Below are 15,799 nucleotides of genomic sequence, written 5' to 3'. Positions count from 1 at the left end.
CTAACCACTAATCACCAACCACTAACCACTTCTTTATGATCGCTCTCTTTATCGGCGGAACAGGAACCATCAGCATGGCCATCACGCGGCTCGCGGTGGCCCAGGGCTGGAAACTTTACCTGCTCAATCGCGGAAACCGCCCCGCAGAAGACATTCCCGAAGGTGTCGAAATCATCAATGCCGACATCTACGACGAAGCTGCCGTTGCAGATAAACTCAAGGGCATGCAGTTCGATGTGGTCTGCGATTTTATCGTATTCCACCCGAGTGCGTTGGAACGCGACTACCGGCTGTTCAAGGGCCGCACCAAGCAGTTCATGTACATCAGTTCGGCCAGCGCCTACCAGAAGCCGCTTTCGGATTACCGCATTACCGAAGGAACGCCTCTTGCGAACCCCTACTGGGAATATTCCCGCAACAAAATTGCGGGGGAGGAATTCCTGATGCGTAAGTACCGCGAAGTGGGTTTCCCCATCACGATCGTGCGCCCGAGCCACACCTACGACGAGCGCAGCATCCCGCTGGGCGTCCACGGCAAGAACGGCAGCTGGCAGGTGGCAAAGCGCATGCTCGAGGGCAAACCTGTCATCATTCACGGTGACGGCACGAGCCTCTGGACCATGACGTTCAACACCGACTTTGCCAGGGGTTTCGTGGGCCTGATGGGGAACGTCCATGCCATCGGAGAATCGTTCCAGATTACAAGTGACGAAACGCTCACCTGGAACCAGATTTACAAGGCGGTGGCTGATGCGCTGGGCGTTGAACTCAAGCCGTATTATGTGTCTTCGCAGTTCCTTGCGGACGTAAGCGATTACGACCTGCTGGGGAGCCTCATCGGTGACAAGGCGAATTCCGTGGTGTTCGACAATTCCAAACTCAAGAGGGCCGTGCCCACGTTTCGTACCGAGGTCCTTTTTGATCAGGGAATCCGCCGCACTATTGCAAATGTGCTGGCCCATCCGGAATTCCAGAAAGAGGACCCAGAATTTGACGCCTGGTGCGACAAGGTGATTGAAACGCTGGAAGCAGCGAAGAAAAATTTCAAGTAAAAAATATCGGCGTGTATGCCGATGAAGTTTTACTTATTGTCGGACACGCATTTTGCAACGGAGGTCATGGCGAAACGGCCCGTGGCGGTTTCGCATTCGGCCCGCAGGTAGGCGTAGCCTGAGCTGTGAACCGTGATGGTCTCGTTCTGGCTTGCGGCCACGAGGCTTTCGGGGCAAATTTCTTCTTTGGTGGCCCACTTGCCGCCTGCAAGAATGCGGCGGCCATAGATGCGTATGTAACGGAATCCGCCGCCCAGGTCCTGGGTGCTTTGGGCGTGGAATTTTACGGAGTCGACCTCGCGATCCCACCAGAGGGCGGGGCCGTCGGTGATGTAGCAGTTGTCGCCTGCGAAGGCTGCTTTCAGTTTTTCTTGGGTAAGAAACTGCGGGCCTGGATCCTTCGACTCCGCTGCGCTCCGCTCAGGATGACAAATGTTGGGAAGGATTCCCCCTACAAGAACCGCAGTCCGTACCCGTCCGAAGACGTGGTGACGGTTGTTCCCCAGGGAGAAAAGGGGCAGGCGCACGAAGGTGGAGTCGTTCAGGTCGCCGTGGGCGTCGTTTCCGCCGATGGGGAGTAGGAAGTTTCCTTTGCCCAGTTCGTCGATCCACCAGGCGCGACCCAGTTTAAATCCTTCGTCGCGGATTCCGTTCCAGAACTGGATGCCGCGAACGGGGTGCTTTGCGTCTAGGTGCAGGTCCGCGGTTTTCCAGTAGCCGCGCCGGAAGATGAATTTTTCAAGCGCGCCCATTTGCTGCAGGGGGTGTGCGGCAAAGCAGGGAGCGTCCGTCATTTCGAGGATGCGCCCGATGGGGAGCGTGGGCCTGTTGGAAAGCCAGTAGCGGCCGCAGTCGCCGAGGCCCGGCAGGTAGGAGGCGGGCCCGAGGGCGGTCATGTGCACGTTTTCGCCCTTGCTGTTGCCTGCGGAGATTTCTTCGCCGGCGATGAGGAGCGGCTTTGCGGGGAGTGCAGCGATTTCGTCTTTCAGGTTTTGGAAACGTGCCGATGCCGAAGGAGCTTCTTTGGTGTAGTCTTCGACGGCAAAGGCGAAATCGTAGGCGTGGTCCGTGAAGTTCACGAAGTCGAGTCCTACGGCCTCTGCCGCCTGCTGCATCACGGCGGGACTTGCGCCGTATTCCACGTGGTCTGCCGAGTAGTAGGTGTGGCAGTGCATTTCGCCGACGGCATATCCTTCGGGTTTGGGAAGCTCGTGCCGGAGTACCTGGATTTTCAGCGGCGAGGGTTTCAGGCCCGGAAAGTTCCAGCGCTGGAAGGTTCGTTCCTTGCCGTTGCGACACGCAACGACCTTCGGGAAAATCTCGTAGAGGCCGGGTTCCAGCGCACCGATTCCTACGGGGAAAAAGTGGAAAGGCTGGTCCGCTTTCAGGTCCAGGTTGTCAAAACGCCGGGTTTCGTCGGGGCTGTTTTCGCCTAGGCGCCGGATCGAAATTTCTAGGCTCTTGATGGCGACTGGAAACCGGTGGGCGTCCCGCACCACAATCCATAGCAGGGGCGTTTTGTCCGGCACAAACTGGAACGGTGCGTCCGTGAAAATTTCGGGCCAGGGCCTGTACAGCAGGGACCAGGGCAACCTGAACTTGAAGTGTGTTTCCGCGTAGCGGAGCTTTTCGCCGGGCAGTATGCTCATGGCCTACTCCGGCCGAGCTTCGGCGCTTGGGCGTGCAGGTTGTTCACTTTTTTTGCTTGCGGGTGGAGCTGCCTGTTCGTTCACTTTTGCAGGCTCGCTTGCAGGCTGTTTTGCCTCCGGAGCCGGCGGCTGCTTTTCGGCGCTTGAAGGTACGGCGCTTTCCTTTGCCCCGATGTTCGCGCTTTCCTTGCCTGCAGCCGAACCGTCCTTGCTTGCAATCGAGCTGTCCTTCGCGGCGGTGGCGCTTTTTACACCTGCCGAATCGGCTGTCGCGCCGTCCTTACCCACAGTTTTGCTGCTATCCCCTGCAACAACGGTGGTGTCCGCCGTGGCGGTGCTGTCTTCTATAACCACGGGCCTGTTCCAGGCACCAAAGCTCACACGGATTTGCAGTTGGATTCCGCCGATGTTCCATTTGGCCTTTTCTTCGGGGCCGTCGGGCACGATGTCGGCATACTGTTTTTTGGACTTGACCGAAATGTAGCTGTAACCCAGGTCACCATAAACGTAGAGGCTTTTCCAGTTGAACAGCAGGTAGCCGATGCTGAGCCCGAATCCGGAGCCGTAGTAAGGGGTCTCTGCGGCAAGCTTGCCCCAGCTGGTATAGATTTCGGTGTGGGGGAGCGTCCAGTACCAACGCAGGGCGATACTGAAAAGGCTTTCGTTACTGAGAGACATCAGGTTCACGGGGATGGCGAACCGGTATTCTAGAAAAAGCGGGAACCCCTGGATGGTGTAGCTGTAGTTGTGGGAGCGGTTGTTTTGATCTACAAGCACGACAGATTCGTTGTCGTGAATGTAGCCTGCGCCAACGCTTACGAAATGGTCTTGCCGCAGCTGGAACTGTAGCCCTGCATAAACCGGGAAGCAGAAGTTCACCTTCTGAAAGTCCTGCTTGGCCACGTTGGCGCTGTCCCGCTTGTCTAGCGCCTGTGTCAAGAATTCGTGATGGATGGTGTCGATGGCGTCTTGAAAGTATTCCCGCTGGTCAAAGCTGAGAAAGGAAATTCCCGGTTGCAAAAACAGGGCGATTCTGGAATTGTCGTGGATGTCCGTGCTGTTTTCGGTTTCCGCAAGGGATGCCACCGTAAGCACGAATGCAAGACACAGAATCTTTTTTGCAAGGGAAACCATAAGGCTAGTTTGTCATTTCCTTGTCTTCTTTGTCTTCTTTCTTTTTCTTGGAATCTTTTTTCATGCGCTTTTCGAAATCTTTTTCGGCGCTAGCAATATTCTTTTCGTTTTTCTTGAAGATCTTTTCCATGTCGTCGTCACCCGCGAATTCGCCCCGCATCATGGTGAGGTAATCGCGAGCGGGTTCAAACTGGTCCAGCTCTATGTAAGAATCCACGATAATCTTGAAGGCGTCCTTGCGGCGCTTGCTCACCTTGTAGGTGTCCAAGAATTCCTTGAGGTAGATGACGGCGGCCTGGTACTTGTCCATGCGGTAATAGAGCCGAGCGGTCTGGAATTCCTTTTCGGCCATACGTTCCACCAGTAGCCCGTAATAGTAGTTGACAGAATCCCTAAGGGGGGAGTCAGGGTAGTTGGACAGGTAGCGCTCAAAGTCCCTCATGGCAGTGGTAGTGTTAGATTCGTCTCGGGCCACCTTGAACTCTATGTTGAAAGAGGAAATGGCCTTGCGGAACTCTGCGGTCTCGATAAAGGGTGAGCCCGGGAAATTCAAGACAAAGGAACCGTACTCGCCACGGGCTTCAATCCATTCTTCCAGGTTGAAATAGCTTTCGGCCAGCAGGAACTGGCTCTGTTCCATGTAGCCCGTGCCCGCACAGAGGCTGAGGATTTCTTCTAGCTTGTCTTGGGCCCTGCCGTATTTTTGTTTCTTGAATAGTTCTTCGGCCGCTACGTACTTGTTCTTGCAGAATTCCGCATGGCTTACTTTCCCGCGGTCCGAGGAACACGCGCCAAGCCCGATGGCCATGGCAAAAAGGCAGAGTATTGGGGCTGACTTTTGAAAAAGGTTCATTTTTTTTCTTTGGTTAATTCTAACTTTCAGCTATCAAATTAGAAAAAAGAAATTCACCGGAAAAATGATTTTAGTCCGTTATGTCTTGAAAGAGCAGATAGGCCCCTTTTTGGCGGCTCTTTTCGGCATCACGTTTTTGTTCGTGGTGGACTTTCTGGTAAAGATTCTGGACAATGTGCTTTCCAAGGGGCTCCCGGCTTCTACGGTTCTGGAAATTTTCGTGCTGAACCTGGCCTGGATGCTTTCGCTGTCTATTCCCATGGCGGTGCTGGTGGCCTGCCTTATGTCTTTTGGCAGGCTTTCCGGAGACCAGGAGATTACGGCGGTAAAGGCGGCGGGAATGTCCCCTTTGTCGTTGATGCGCCCGGTGATGCTTGTGGCTATGCTCATAGCGGTACTCATGGTGCTGTTCAACAATTGGGTTTTGCCCGAGGCGAACCACCGTTCCGTAGAACTGATGAATGCCGTTTCTAGAAAGAAACCCCACGTGTTTATCGACGAAGGCCGCCTGATAACCCAGTTTCCCGATGTACAGCTGTGGGTGAGCCGCATCGACCAGGTGTCGGGAACGCTGTACGGGATTCAGGTGTACGAAATGGAACGTCGCGGAGCCCCACGTATAGTTTACGCCGACAGTGCCACTCTTGATTATGTGGACAACGGCGCAACCCTTATGTTCAAGCTCCGGAGCGGCGAAACCCACATGGTGGATCCGGATAATCCCGAAAACTATTTCCGCATCAGGTTCTATTCTCAGGACCTGGCCATGGAAAACGTAGATGACCGTCTAGAACGCCGGAGCCGCAGTTACCGAAGCGACCGCGAAATGCCTGTAGAAATGATGATGGACGTTGTGGAAGAGGCCAAGCACAATTACGATTCTTTGGCGGACTACGCCAAGGAGACAAGGCTATCCTCGCTTATGGCTACATGCCGTCTGGTTGAAAGCGACAGTATTGTTCCCGACAGTTCACGCAAGGCCATTGAAGACGATGTCCTGCGCCGCTCCAGGATGTTCCCGAGGGTTCGAGCTCAGGAGCAGGGCGTGCTGCGTACCACGGAACGCCTTCGAGGCCGTATGGAAGTGGAAGAAAAGCGCCAGGCCCAGTATCTGGTTGAAATCCACAAGAAGTTCAGCACCTCCTTTGCCTGTTTCATCTTTGTGCTTATCGGTGCCCCTCTCGGGATCATGGCCCGCAAGGGCGGTATCGGCACGGGCATCCTCTATAGCCTCGCCTTCTTTGTCATTTACTGGATTTGCCTGATTGGAGGCGAGAACCTGGCGGACCGCCTGATTATTTCGCCGGAGCTTGCCATGTGGGCCTCCAACATCATCATCGGCTCCTTTGGCGTGTTCATCACGGTGGCCATGGTCCGTGACCGCTTCTCCGGAGATTCCAAGTTTTTCAGGGCGGTTCGTGCCGTGGGCGGGTTCTTCAAGAAGTTCACGAAGAGGTTCGGATGAAGTTTTCCCGCTATCTCATACGCAATTTCTTGAAGATGTTCCTCATCGTAGTGGTGGGCGCCATCTTTATGTTCGTGGTGATTGATTTTGTGGGCAACATCAAGACCTGGCTTGCCCGCGATGTGCAGTCGGTGTACGATTACTACATCAGCTACCTGCCCTATATTCTTTACCTGATTACGCCGGTAGCCCTTTTTATTGCGGTGCTTGCCTCTGTGGGCAACATGACCCGCCACCTGGAAATGAGCGCCATGCAGAGTTCGGGCCAAAACCCCTTCCGCACGCTGATGCCCATATTTGTTTTTGGCATATTGGTCTCTCTGGGGGCCTACGAGATGAGCGAACTTTGGCTACCCGACGCGAATCACAAGCGCCTGGAAATCATGGAGACCAACGCCCAGAAAAAGAAGAACCCGCGAATCAAGGAAAAGAACAACTTTACCTTTATCGACAGTGAAAGGGCCAGCTGGTTCTTTAGGCATTATTCCGGCGACAAGAAACTGGGCCGCGACGTGGTGCTGCTTTTGCGGGACCAGGGGCACCTGGTGGAGCGTTTTGACGCCAAGACCGTGACCTGGGCCGAAGAAGAAGGCATAGGCTACTGGCTTTTTGAACGGGGCCATCAGAGAATTTTCAATAAGGATGGCTCCGTGACGGTGCTACCCTTTACCAAGGAAAAACTGGTGAACAAGGTCAGCACCCGCCCCGAAGACCTGATCAACGAGCGGCAGGTTCCCGATGAGATGGATTCCAAGATGGTCCTCAAGCGTATCGAGGTGTTAAAACGCTCCGGCGAAGACACCCGTGCCATGGAGACAGCCCTGTACTTTAAGCGGTCTGCTCACTGGATGAACTTGATTGTGCTTTTGATCGGTGCTGCCCTCTGTCACCGTTATACCCGCTCCGGAGGGCTTTCCCAGAAATTCGGCATTGGCCTGCTGCTTGTTTTTAGCTATTATATCTTGGAACGGATTGGACTGAAAATGGGCGAGAACGGAGCCCTTTCCCCCTTCATGGGTGCCTGGATAAGCCACCTGGTGTTCGGGGCTTTGGCTTCTACCATGTTGTACCGCTCGTTTAGGCTGTAGAGGTTTTTGAATGTTGGTGGCATGTGTGTTGTTTTTTGTGGCGGGGCTTTTTTTAGGCACCGCATTCCAGGGAGGGATGTTCCTGTTCTTTATCCCTGTGGCAGGTATTGCTGTAGCTCTCGGTTATATTAACCTGCCCCGTATTCCTGGCAGCAAGACGGCGAGCCTTCCGGTGGTGACCCGTGCCATGAGGGCCACGGGCCTTGCCCCTGCGGTGACTCCGGAACTCCGGAACTCCATCAAGGACGAATCTTCTGAATTCAACGAACCCAATTCTACCCTGAAGGTGAACCAGGTCTGGGCCCGTGCAAATGCCGACGTGAACAAGTCCATGACGGATTTGCTCCACGGGCTAAAAAGGGTCATTCCCAATGTCCACTCTTTGGTCATTTTCTCTTCATTGAACAGCAACAAGGAATGGGGGATCCGGGTCTATAGTGCAGACCCCAGCGTCCAGATAGCTTCCGATGTAAAAGTGACCGAAACTTCTGGACTTATCGGCCAGCTTTTCAACATAGACGTGGAACGCCTGCTGGAAGGCGACCTTTCTGGCGGAAAGGCGCTGCTGTACTATATCGACAATCCCATGATCAAGTCCCTTGCTGCGGTACCGATTTTGGACCAGGGCAAGAATCGCATTGGTGCCCTGGTGATAGATTCGCTGTACCCCAACGCCTTCAACCAATCGACGGTCCAGGCCCTTACCCACATCGCAAGCACCCTATTTGCTCTCTACTATAAGTCCTTTGTTTCGGCAAAAAACTTTATCGGCCAGCACCAGTTCAGCATTCTGTACAGCTACCAGCACAAGTTTTTCCAGACCATGTCCGTCAAGGACATTTACAATCAGATTTTCGACTACGTCAAGCAGAATATTCCATACGACCGCATGATGCTTTTGGCCCTGGATAAGCAGGACCAGGTGGATACCCACAAGGAACGTGAAGGCCATGTGGTTTGCGTTGACGGTATTGATAGCGAGCAGTTCCAGAATAAAAAGTTCACCCTTTCGGACAAGGGCCTAGCGATTCTTGCGATTTTCCAGAACCGCCCCGTGGAGCGATTCTTCAGTTCTAGCTCCAGCCAGTACATTCCCCGTATAGACAACCGCGAAAACAAGAACTTGGATTTCCGCCAGCTGTTCGTGATGCCCATTTCTACGGACAACAATGCGGGTCAGGCGGAACTGGCGATCTGCCTCGAGAGCAGAACCTCCGGCCGTTACACCGAACACGAAATGCAGCTTTTGAAGGCCTTTGCCGGAGTGGCGGGTTTTGCCTACGCCAGGGCAAGCCAGTACGAGACCAAGAAAGACGAGGCTACTCGCGACGGCATGACAGGCCTTTTGAACAAGCGGACCCTGCCCGACGCCTTGCGCACCGAAAAGATTCGTGCCGACAGACGCCAGTACAATATCGGCGTGCTGATGATGGACATCGACCATTTCAAGAGCGTGAACGATACCTATGGTCACGGCGTAGGCGACATGGTGATCATTGGGATTGCAAAGACCCTGCTCAGGGAGGTCCGCAAGGATATCGACGTGGTGGCCCGCTACGGTGGTGAAGAACTTGTGGTGGGCCTTGTAGATACCACGCCCGAAGGCATGATGGAAACGGCGGAGCGCATCCGCAAGGCCGTGCTGGATTTGGAATTCGAAGTGCACCAGGCCACGCCTCTCCGGGTAAGCATCAGTATCGGTGCGTTCCTCGTGACTCCGGAATTCAAGGACAACATGATGAAGGCTGTGAACTTTGCGGACCAGGCCCTGTACAAGGCCAAGGAAGGCGGCCGTAACCAGGTTATCCAATACACAGAAACGGCCTAGAGCCGCTTGACTAGGGGGCGATTTTGTTCACTGTTTTGGATTGGGCGGTTCTCGCCGCTTACCTTTTAGTTTCCCTGTTTATCGGCCTCTGGGTTTCCCGGGGCAACAAGAATCTCAAGGAATACATGTTCGGTGGCGGGTCCATGCCTTGGATTGCCGTAGGTATAAGCCTTATCGCTACCTCTGTAAGCGCCACCACCTTCTTGGGCGCTCCCGCCGACGTATACGGCGACAACATGACTTTCCTCATGTTCCAGATAGGAGCGCTCCTCAGCATCGTGGTGGTGGGCTTCGTGTTTATCCCCAGGTTCCGTACATCCGGAATCAACAGTGCCTATGAACTTTTCGAAGTCCGTTTCGGTTCCAAGGCGGTGCGCCGCCTGGCGGCAGTGTTCTACTGCATGCACCTTCTGCTCCGCACGGGAATTCTGCTGTACGCGCCATCCCTGGTGCTGGCCCAGATTTTGCACATCGACTTGAAGCTTGCCATTGTGGTGTCTGCGGCGGTGGCCATTTTCTACACCTGGTTTGGCGGCATCAAGGCGGTTATCTGGACCGACGTGATGCAGTTCTGCGTGTTCTTTGGCGGAGGCGTCTTGGTGCTTGTTTTAATCGCCAATGCAGTGGGCGGTTTCGGCGAGATGGCCGCTCTTGCAAGCGAGGCGGGCAAGACCAAGTGGTGGGATGCCAGTTTCGATATTTCTAACGCCCGGACCTTGGTGTCGGCGGGCTTTGCCTATGCTGTTCTAGAAATCGCCATTCGCGGTTGCGACCAGCAGTTCGTGCAGCGCTACCTGAGTTGCAAAGACGTGAAGGCGGCCAACCGCTCCAGCGTGCTCTCCATGGTGCTTGGCTGTGCTGTTTCCATATTGTTTTACTGGGTGGGTGCCGCCCTGTTCGTTTACTACAAGATTTCAAAGGTGGCGGCCTTGCCCGATGGCCTTGGGCAGAACGACGTGTTCCCCTACTTTATCGTGAACGGGCTTCCGGTGGGAGTGACCGGCCTCATTGTGGCGGCCATTTGCGCGGCTGCTATGAGCAGCCTTTCGGGAGCAATCAATTCCCTCAGCAACACCTCGGAGCACGACTTTTTGGGTTGGGGCGAATCCGAAGGGATTGGCGGTCTCAAGCGTGCGAAAATCTGGACGGTGGTCTGGGGCGTGCTGGGCGTGTTCTTTGCGCTGTTTGCCGCCACCCAGCAGGGCAGCCTCCTCAAGAACGCCATCTTCTTTACGGGACTCTTTACCGGGCCGCTTCTCGGCATGTTCCTGCTCGCCTTCTTTGTGAAGGGGCTACGCAGTTGGCAGGTGATTGCGGCCGTCCTTTGCGGTATGGCCAGTTTGGTGCTTATCCAGGGGATTCCCGCCTTTGGCGTGCCTGCGGTGCTGGGCGGCATCTTCAGCTGGCCCTGGATGCCCTTTATCAGCATGACCACCACCATTCTGGTGGCGCTGTTGCTGAAATTGGTGCCCTGTAAATGCGCAAGTCGCTAAATTATGAATTTAGCGTTTTGTGTTTACACGGGAATCCAGCTTTGTTCAATAATGATATGTTGTTGTTGACAAAATATGCTTATATTGAGCAATGTAGGACAATAATCCAGCAAATTTGAGGTCTTTATGAAGTTTGCAATTCTCGGTTGTGGGCATATCGCCACCAAGATGGCGGCTGCCGTCAAGACTCTCGAAAAACGCGGCATGGGCGTAGAATGCTATGCGGTGGCATCGCGCTCACTTGACAAGGCGAAAAAATTTGCCGACGAATATGGTTTCGGGCATGCCTACGGCAGTTATGAGGAACTTGCCCGGGACCCTGCGGTAGATTTGATCTATGTGGCCACTCCCCATTCCGAGCATTACAACAACATCTTGCTTTGCCTGGAACACAACAAGAACTTGCTAGTAGAAAAGGCATTTACCGCCAACGCCCTGATGGCATCAGAAGTGGTGGCTCTTGCCGAAGAAAAAGGCGTGTTCCTGTGCGAGGCCATGTGGACAAGGTTCTTGCCCGCCGTGCAGATGGTCAAGGATTGGATTCTGGCCGGGAAAATTGGCAAGGTAGAAAGCGTGGAGGCAGATTTTTCCATGCCACTTTCGCATATCGAGCGCTTGCAAAAGCCGGAGCTTGCAGGCGGCGCGTTGCTTGACTTGGGCATTTACAGCCTCACGTTCGCGGATATCTTTTTGACTGACCCGGAAATTTGCAAGGAGATCCCCGCCTCCGCGGGGATGACATCAGGTGGAGACTGTGCGGAAATGACATCGGGTGGGGAATGCGTCGCAAATCACATCGTGCAGACGAAAACCAAGTGCGTCAAGTTCCACACGGGCGTAGATGCTACGGACTGGATTGATTTGGTATATGCGAATGGCCAGGTGGCGCATCTCAAGACCTCCATGGTAGCGCCGCTCAAAAACGAGGGCGTCATCTACGGAACAGCGGGCTTTATCCGGGTGCAGAACTTGAACGACATGGAAGAAATCCAGCTGTTCGACGTGACCGGGAATCTGGTAGAATCCGTGAGGCCGCCCCGCATCGAGAACTGCTACGAATACGAGGTGCTGGGCTGCAAGGCCGCCCTCGAGAAAGGCCTCAAGGAATGCCCCGAAATGCCTCACAGCAAGACCATGCAGATGATGACGCAGATGGACAACCTCCGCGCCGCATGGGGAGTGAGCTACCCCTTCGAACTCAGCCCGGGCGAAGTCTGGGACCGCAGCGGAGACAAGTCCTTCCTGGAAATTTTCGACATCGAAACCGGCGAATCAAAACTTCTCAAGAAATTCGACAAGGTCATCGAAGCGCCCAACTGGAGCGCCGACGGAAAATTTCTCACCTACAACAGCGAAGGCCGCATCTACAAAATCGACATCGAGAGCGGCGAGGTGACAGAAGTTCCGAGCTACTTTGTGGACAACTGCAACAACGACCACGTGCTCTCTCCCGACGGTTTGGGACTTTTCGTGAGCCACCACACCAAAGAAGACGGCCTTTCCCGCATCTACAAGATTTTCTTTGACGGACGCATGCCGGAACTGGTGACGCCCCTTGCTCCCAGCTACCTCCACGGCGTTACCGCCGACGGAAAAACGCTCGCCTACTGCGCCGAACGGGATGGAGAATACGACATTTACACCATTCCCACTACCGGTGGGAACGAGACGCAGCTCACGACGGCTTTCGGCCTGAACGACGGACCGGAATACGACTGCGACGGAGAATACATCTGGTTCAATTCTGTTCGCAGCGGTCGTATGCAGGCGTGGCGCATGAGGTCCGACGGCTCCGAACAGACGCAGATGACACAAGACGCCCATTGGAACACATGGTTCCCTCACATTTCGCCCGACCGCACGAAAGTCGTGATGCTGGCCTACCACGAACGGGACGTGCGCCCCGGCGAACACGTGCCCAACAAGAATGTGGAAATCCGTCTGATGACGGGCAGCGATAAGACCGGCTGGAGCGAACCCCGCACGATTCTAAAGCTGTTCGGCGGCCAGGGAACCATCAACGTGAACTCGTGGGCCCCCGATAGCAAAAAATTTGCCTACGTGCGCTACGAAAAGAAATAACTTCAAAATAAAAACTACCTCCTCGCGGAAGTAGTTTTTTATTTTCCATTAATCACTTATTTCTTTGTGGACTTGCAGGCCGTGTAGCTGTCCGGATTCTTGGCAAAGAAGCCCTTGACCATTTCACCAGAAACGGTAAATTCTATGGACTCCGGAGTTGAGTTCGGGGTAAATGCCGCAGTGCCTTCGTTCTTGTTGCCCGCAGACCAGTTGGCCGAAGACAACTTGTTGGCATCCATCCAGTCTTGCCATTTCTGGTTTTCGGCTTCACCTGGTGTTCCGTTTCCGTCAGCTGTGCCCGTACCCCATTCACTTACAAAAATCGATAGACCCGCTTTCATAGCTTTATTGGCATTGCCCATTTCCCAATTGCCATGCGTCATAGCGTAGTAGTGGAAGGTGTAGGCTACATTGTGCTTGGAGTCTTCCACCTCTTTGCCTATGGCCATATCGGGCCTCTGGTCCCAATTAGGATTACCCACAAGGACAAGGTTGTCCGAATGTACGCGGATAGTGTCTACAATCTGGTTCGCATAGTCCCTAACTTGATCCCAACTCTGCTTGGTGGGCTCGTTGAATATTTCAAAAATGACGTTGTTATATCCACCATAGGCTTCCGCCATCTCGCCAAAGAACTGCTTGGCCGCTTCTAGTTGGTCAACTGCCGTATGAGAATGCCAGTCGATAATCACATAGATATCGTTCTTAACAGCTGCCATCACTGAATTTTTGATGAGCTCACGCTGGGCATCGGGATCCTTCATGAAACCACCTACACCCCAGTTTTCTTCGGTTCCGATAGCGAGGCGGATGATTTCAATCTTCATATCCCTGACCATGGCATCAATTGCCGCTTCGTTGTAGAAATCGGCACCCACACCAGCAACGCTCCAGAACATGCTCATGCCACGAACTTGAACTTCCTTGCCAGCCGCGATTCCATTACAAGAGCCGTAGATACGCCCAACCCCATCTACCTGACCCGCCAAAAGCTCGCCATACTGGCTTACCGGCCCGACCCTTTCAGCAAGCGAGATATCGGTCTCTTTCTGACTAACTTCTGTAATATTTTCGCCATCGCATCCCAAAAGCAGGAATGCACCAAGGGATATCGTGCCGATTAACTGGAAAATCCTCATATTTTACTCCATTTGTGAGCTATTGAACATAAAATTAAACTTTTTCCCAAAAAAAGATAAATCTGCCCAAACCTTTTCTGTTTACAGGCGTCTACAAAAAAATTGCACTTTTCTGAACCGCTCTTCGCTCCATTTATCTATGTTTAGGTTACTATGAAGAAGAAACACCTTTTGCTTATCGCCCTCGGCCTGGCAGCCCGTGTCCAGGCTCAAAATGCACCCGCCAGCGCTGCAGCCACACCGGCAGCACAACCAGCACCAGCAGTGGCTCCCGCTCCTGCGACCGCACCCGTAGCTGAGCCCGCCCCTGCGGCAGCTCCTACCGATTCTGTCGCCGTAGCCGAACCTGCTCCCGCAGCGGACTCCACAGTGGCCGACTCTACCGCGGCACCCGCTGCAGACCAAGTTGCCACCGATAGCACTGCGACACCGGCACCTGCCGATTCTGCAGTTGCCGTAGCCGAACCCGCACCCGCCGCCGACTCTACAGTAGCCGAGACTGCTGCTGCCGCACCAGCTGATTCCGCCATAGCGGCTCCTGAACAGGTGGCCGTAGTCGATAGCGCGAAGGCCGTTACGGACTCCGTCGCTACGGATACCTCCAAGGTTGCAAAGGCTCCTGTAAACAAGCTGGGCGATATCCTTCATGGCAATGCCTACAACACTGTCGGTAACGAAGCCGCCGCCTCCACCATCGGCGGAAATGTGGGCATTCCCCATTTCATGTTCGGTTCCAAGCTGGCCTATTTCGACCCCGTCGAGCAACAGGGCGTAGTCGCCTTCGGTGACAGCTGGACCTATTTCCTTTCTTTTGATAATAACGACGAAGCCGACATGGGTCTCCTAACTGCAGGTATCGCCTTCCAGAAGTTCGGTGCATCTTTGGATTATTCCCTAGGTAAAGCCTGGCGCTGGACCGACCACGCCGACGGCACTGATGAAACTGAAAAGTCCTCCACCGCAGGCTCTGTTGTGGGCGCCAATTTCTCCTTGAACCTCGGCTCCTTCGACATCTTGTTAAGCGGACATTATGCAACTCCTTATGGAAACCACTTCCTCGATCAGCCCAACTCCGAAATCGAAGATGATGCATGGGCTGCACAAGGCTACTTGGGCGTTTCCTACAGTGGCGATGTTTACTACTGGACCTTAGGAGTTGAAGGCATCCGTAACGAATACAAGCACAAGAACAGCGTCTCTGAAATTCAGGTAAAAGACGGCAAAAACTACCTAGTCACCACCAAGACTACCCTGTCTGACACTCTGGCCAATGTTTCAATTGTCCCGATGTTCACCCTGGGTGCTGCGGTCCTCAGCTCTGAAAATGCCAACGTGTATCTGGGCTTGAACACCTTCTTGCCCATGTACAACTACGACAATATTGAAGGCGTTAGCGACAGACATCGAGATGCCCAGCTGGTCTTCGAACCCAACATCCTGGGCGAAGTCCAACTCAGCAAGTACTTCATGGCATTCGGCGGTGCCAAATACACATGGACTGCCGCAGAGTATTCCGACCGTGAACTGGGTGGTGAAAAGACAAAGACTGTTTCCACCATCACCAATGGTACAACGGTGAACTTGGGCGCACGCTTCGAATACGGCCCGACCGCCGTAGAACTCGCTTTCACAAAGCAGTTCCTGGAGAATCCCTTCTCCGGATTTGCTGAAAAAGACGCCATCGTGACAAGCCTCGGTGCCTTCATCTTCTTCTAGTTTTCAATTCTTCTTGATAGAGAAGTCCCGCAGGTAAAACCTGCGGGACTTTCTTTTTCCAAAATGTCATCACGATGTCTACCCGCGCCTAGACCTTAATGTCATCACAGGTTTATCCCGTGATCAATTTCTTGAAACTAGACTTATAAATAAAGGGCACCTCTAAAAATTGCTTTGATAAAAAGAATTTGAGCGAAACCGAGCGCAGGCAGGAACGAAAAGTGGTGAATACTGGAGGTCTTTACCACTTTGAGTGACGAAACTGCGCGATGTGTTGCAGCCAAATTTTTGAAAATGAAT

The 15,799-nt window shown here is 53.8% G+C and carries 11 protein-coding genes; 7 read left to right on the top strand and 4 right to left on the bottom strand.

All coding sequences use genetic code 11. The annotated features are described in order from the left end of the window. Positions 1 to 35: 35 nt before the first annotated feature. Positions 36 to 1,052, top strand: a complete 1,017-nt coding sequence (locus tag IKB43_01665) for an SDR family oxidoreductase (GenBank protein MBR2468851.1) — start codon at positions 36 to 38, stop codon at positions 1,050 to 1,052. Positions 1,053 to 1,081: 29 nt separating this feature from the next. Here IKB43_01665 and IKB43_01660 read toward each other — a convergent pair whose 3' ends face one another. From IKB43_01660 to bamD, 3 genes are read right to left on the bottom strand one after another with little or no spacing between them, the layout of a single operon-like run. Continuing rightward, positions 1,082 to 2,701: a PHP domain-containing protein gene (locus IKB43_01660; protein MBR2468850.1), complete on the bottom strand. Its 1,620-nt coding sequence runs from the start codon at positions 2,699 to 2,701 to the stop codon at positions 1,082 to 1,084. A gap of 3 nt (positions 2,702 to 2,704) precedes the next feature. Beyond that, the gene (locus IKB43_01655; GenBank protein MBR2468849.1) at positions 2,705 to 3,835 is read right to left on the bottom strand and encodes a hypothetical protein; all 1,131 of its coding nucleotides are present in this window, start codon (positions 3,833 to 3,835) and stop codon (positions 2,705 to 2,707) included. A gap of 4 nt (positions 3,836 to 3,839) precedes the next feature. After that, on the bottom strand, positions 3,840 to 4,688 hold the full coding sequence (gene bamD, locus IKB43_01650) for an outer membrane protein assembly factor BamD (protein MBR2468848.1): 849 nt from the start codon (positions 4,686 to 4,688) through the stop codon (positions 3,840 to 3,842). Positions 4,689 to 4,752: 64 nt separating this feature from the next. Here bamD and IKB43_01645 point away from each other — a divergent pair, with 64 nt between their 5' ends. The 5 genes from IKB43_01645 (at position 4,753) to IKB43_01625 (ending at position 12,644) form a co-directional block, all read left to right on the top strand. Further along, entirely contained in the window at positions 4,753 to 6,153 is a 1,401-nt protein-coding gene (locus IKB43_01645; protein MBR2468847.1) for an LptF/LptG family permease, read from the top strand. Beyond that, on the top strand, positions 6,150 to 7,241 hold the full coding sequence (locus IKB43_01640; GenBank protein ID MBR2468846.1) for an LptF/LptG family permease: 1,092 nt from the start codon (positions 6,150 to 6,152) through the stop codon (positions 7,239 to 7,241). Before IKB43_01645 ends, IKB43_01640 begins: the two co-directional genes overlap by 4 nt. 10 nt (positions 7,242 to 7,251) lie before the next feature. Further along, positions 7,252 to 9,069 (top strand): sensor domain-containing diguanylate cyclase, encoded by a 1,818-nt coding sequence (locus tag IKB43_01635; GenBank protein ID MBR2468845.1) that lies wholly within the window; start codon positions 7,252 to 7,254, stop codon positions 9,067 to 9,069. 23 nt (positions 9,070 to 9,092) lie between these two features. Beyond that, positions 9,093 to 10,562, top strand: coding sequence for a sodium:solute symporter (locus tag IKB43_01630; protein MBR2468844.1), 1,470 nt, complete (start codon positions 9,093 to 9,095; stop codon positions 10,560 to 10,562). A gap of 126 nt (positions 10,563 to 10,688) precedes the next feature. Then, positions 10,689 to 12,644 (top strand): Gfo/Idh/MocA family oxidoreductase, encoded by a 1,956-nt coding sequence (locus IKB43_01625; protein ID MBR2468843.1) that lies wholly within the window; start codon positions 10,689 to 10,691, stop codon positions 12,642 to 12,644. A gap of 56 nt (positions 12,645 to 12,700) precedes the next feature. On the opposite strand, the gene IKB43_01620 is transcribed toward IKB43_01625, so the two are convergent. Further along, positions 12,701 to 13,783, bottom strand: coding sequence for a glycoside hydrolase family 5 protein (locus IKB43_01620; protein ID MBR2468842.1), 1,083 nt, complete (start codon positions 13,781 to 13,783; stop codon positions 12,701 to 12,703). Between the two features lie 153 nt (positions 13,784 to 13,936). On the opposite strand from IKB43_01620, the gene IKB43_01615 reads away from it, so the two are divergent. After that, complete coding sequence (locus IKB43_01615; protein ID MBR2468841.1) at positions 13,937 to 15,499, top strand: hypothetical protein; 1,563 nt, start codon at positions 13,937 to 13,939, stop codon at positions 15,497 to 15,499. Positions 15,500 to 15,799: the final 300 nt, after the last annotated feature.

It is taken from the genome of Fibrobacter sp. (assembly GCA_017503015.1).
Classification (GTDB): Bacteria; Fibrobacterota; Fibrobacteria; order Fibrobacterales; family Fibrobacteraceae; genus Fibrobacter.
Note: the sequence above shows the minus strand (reverse complement) of the source record. Positions and strands in the feature narration are given on the sequence as shown.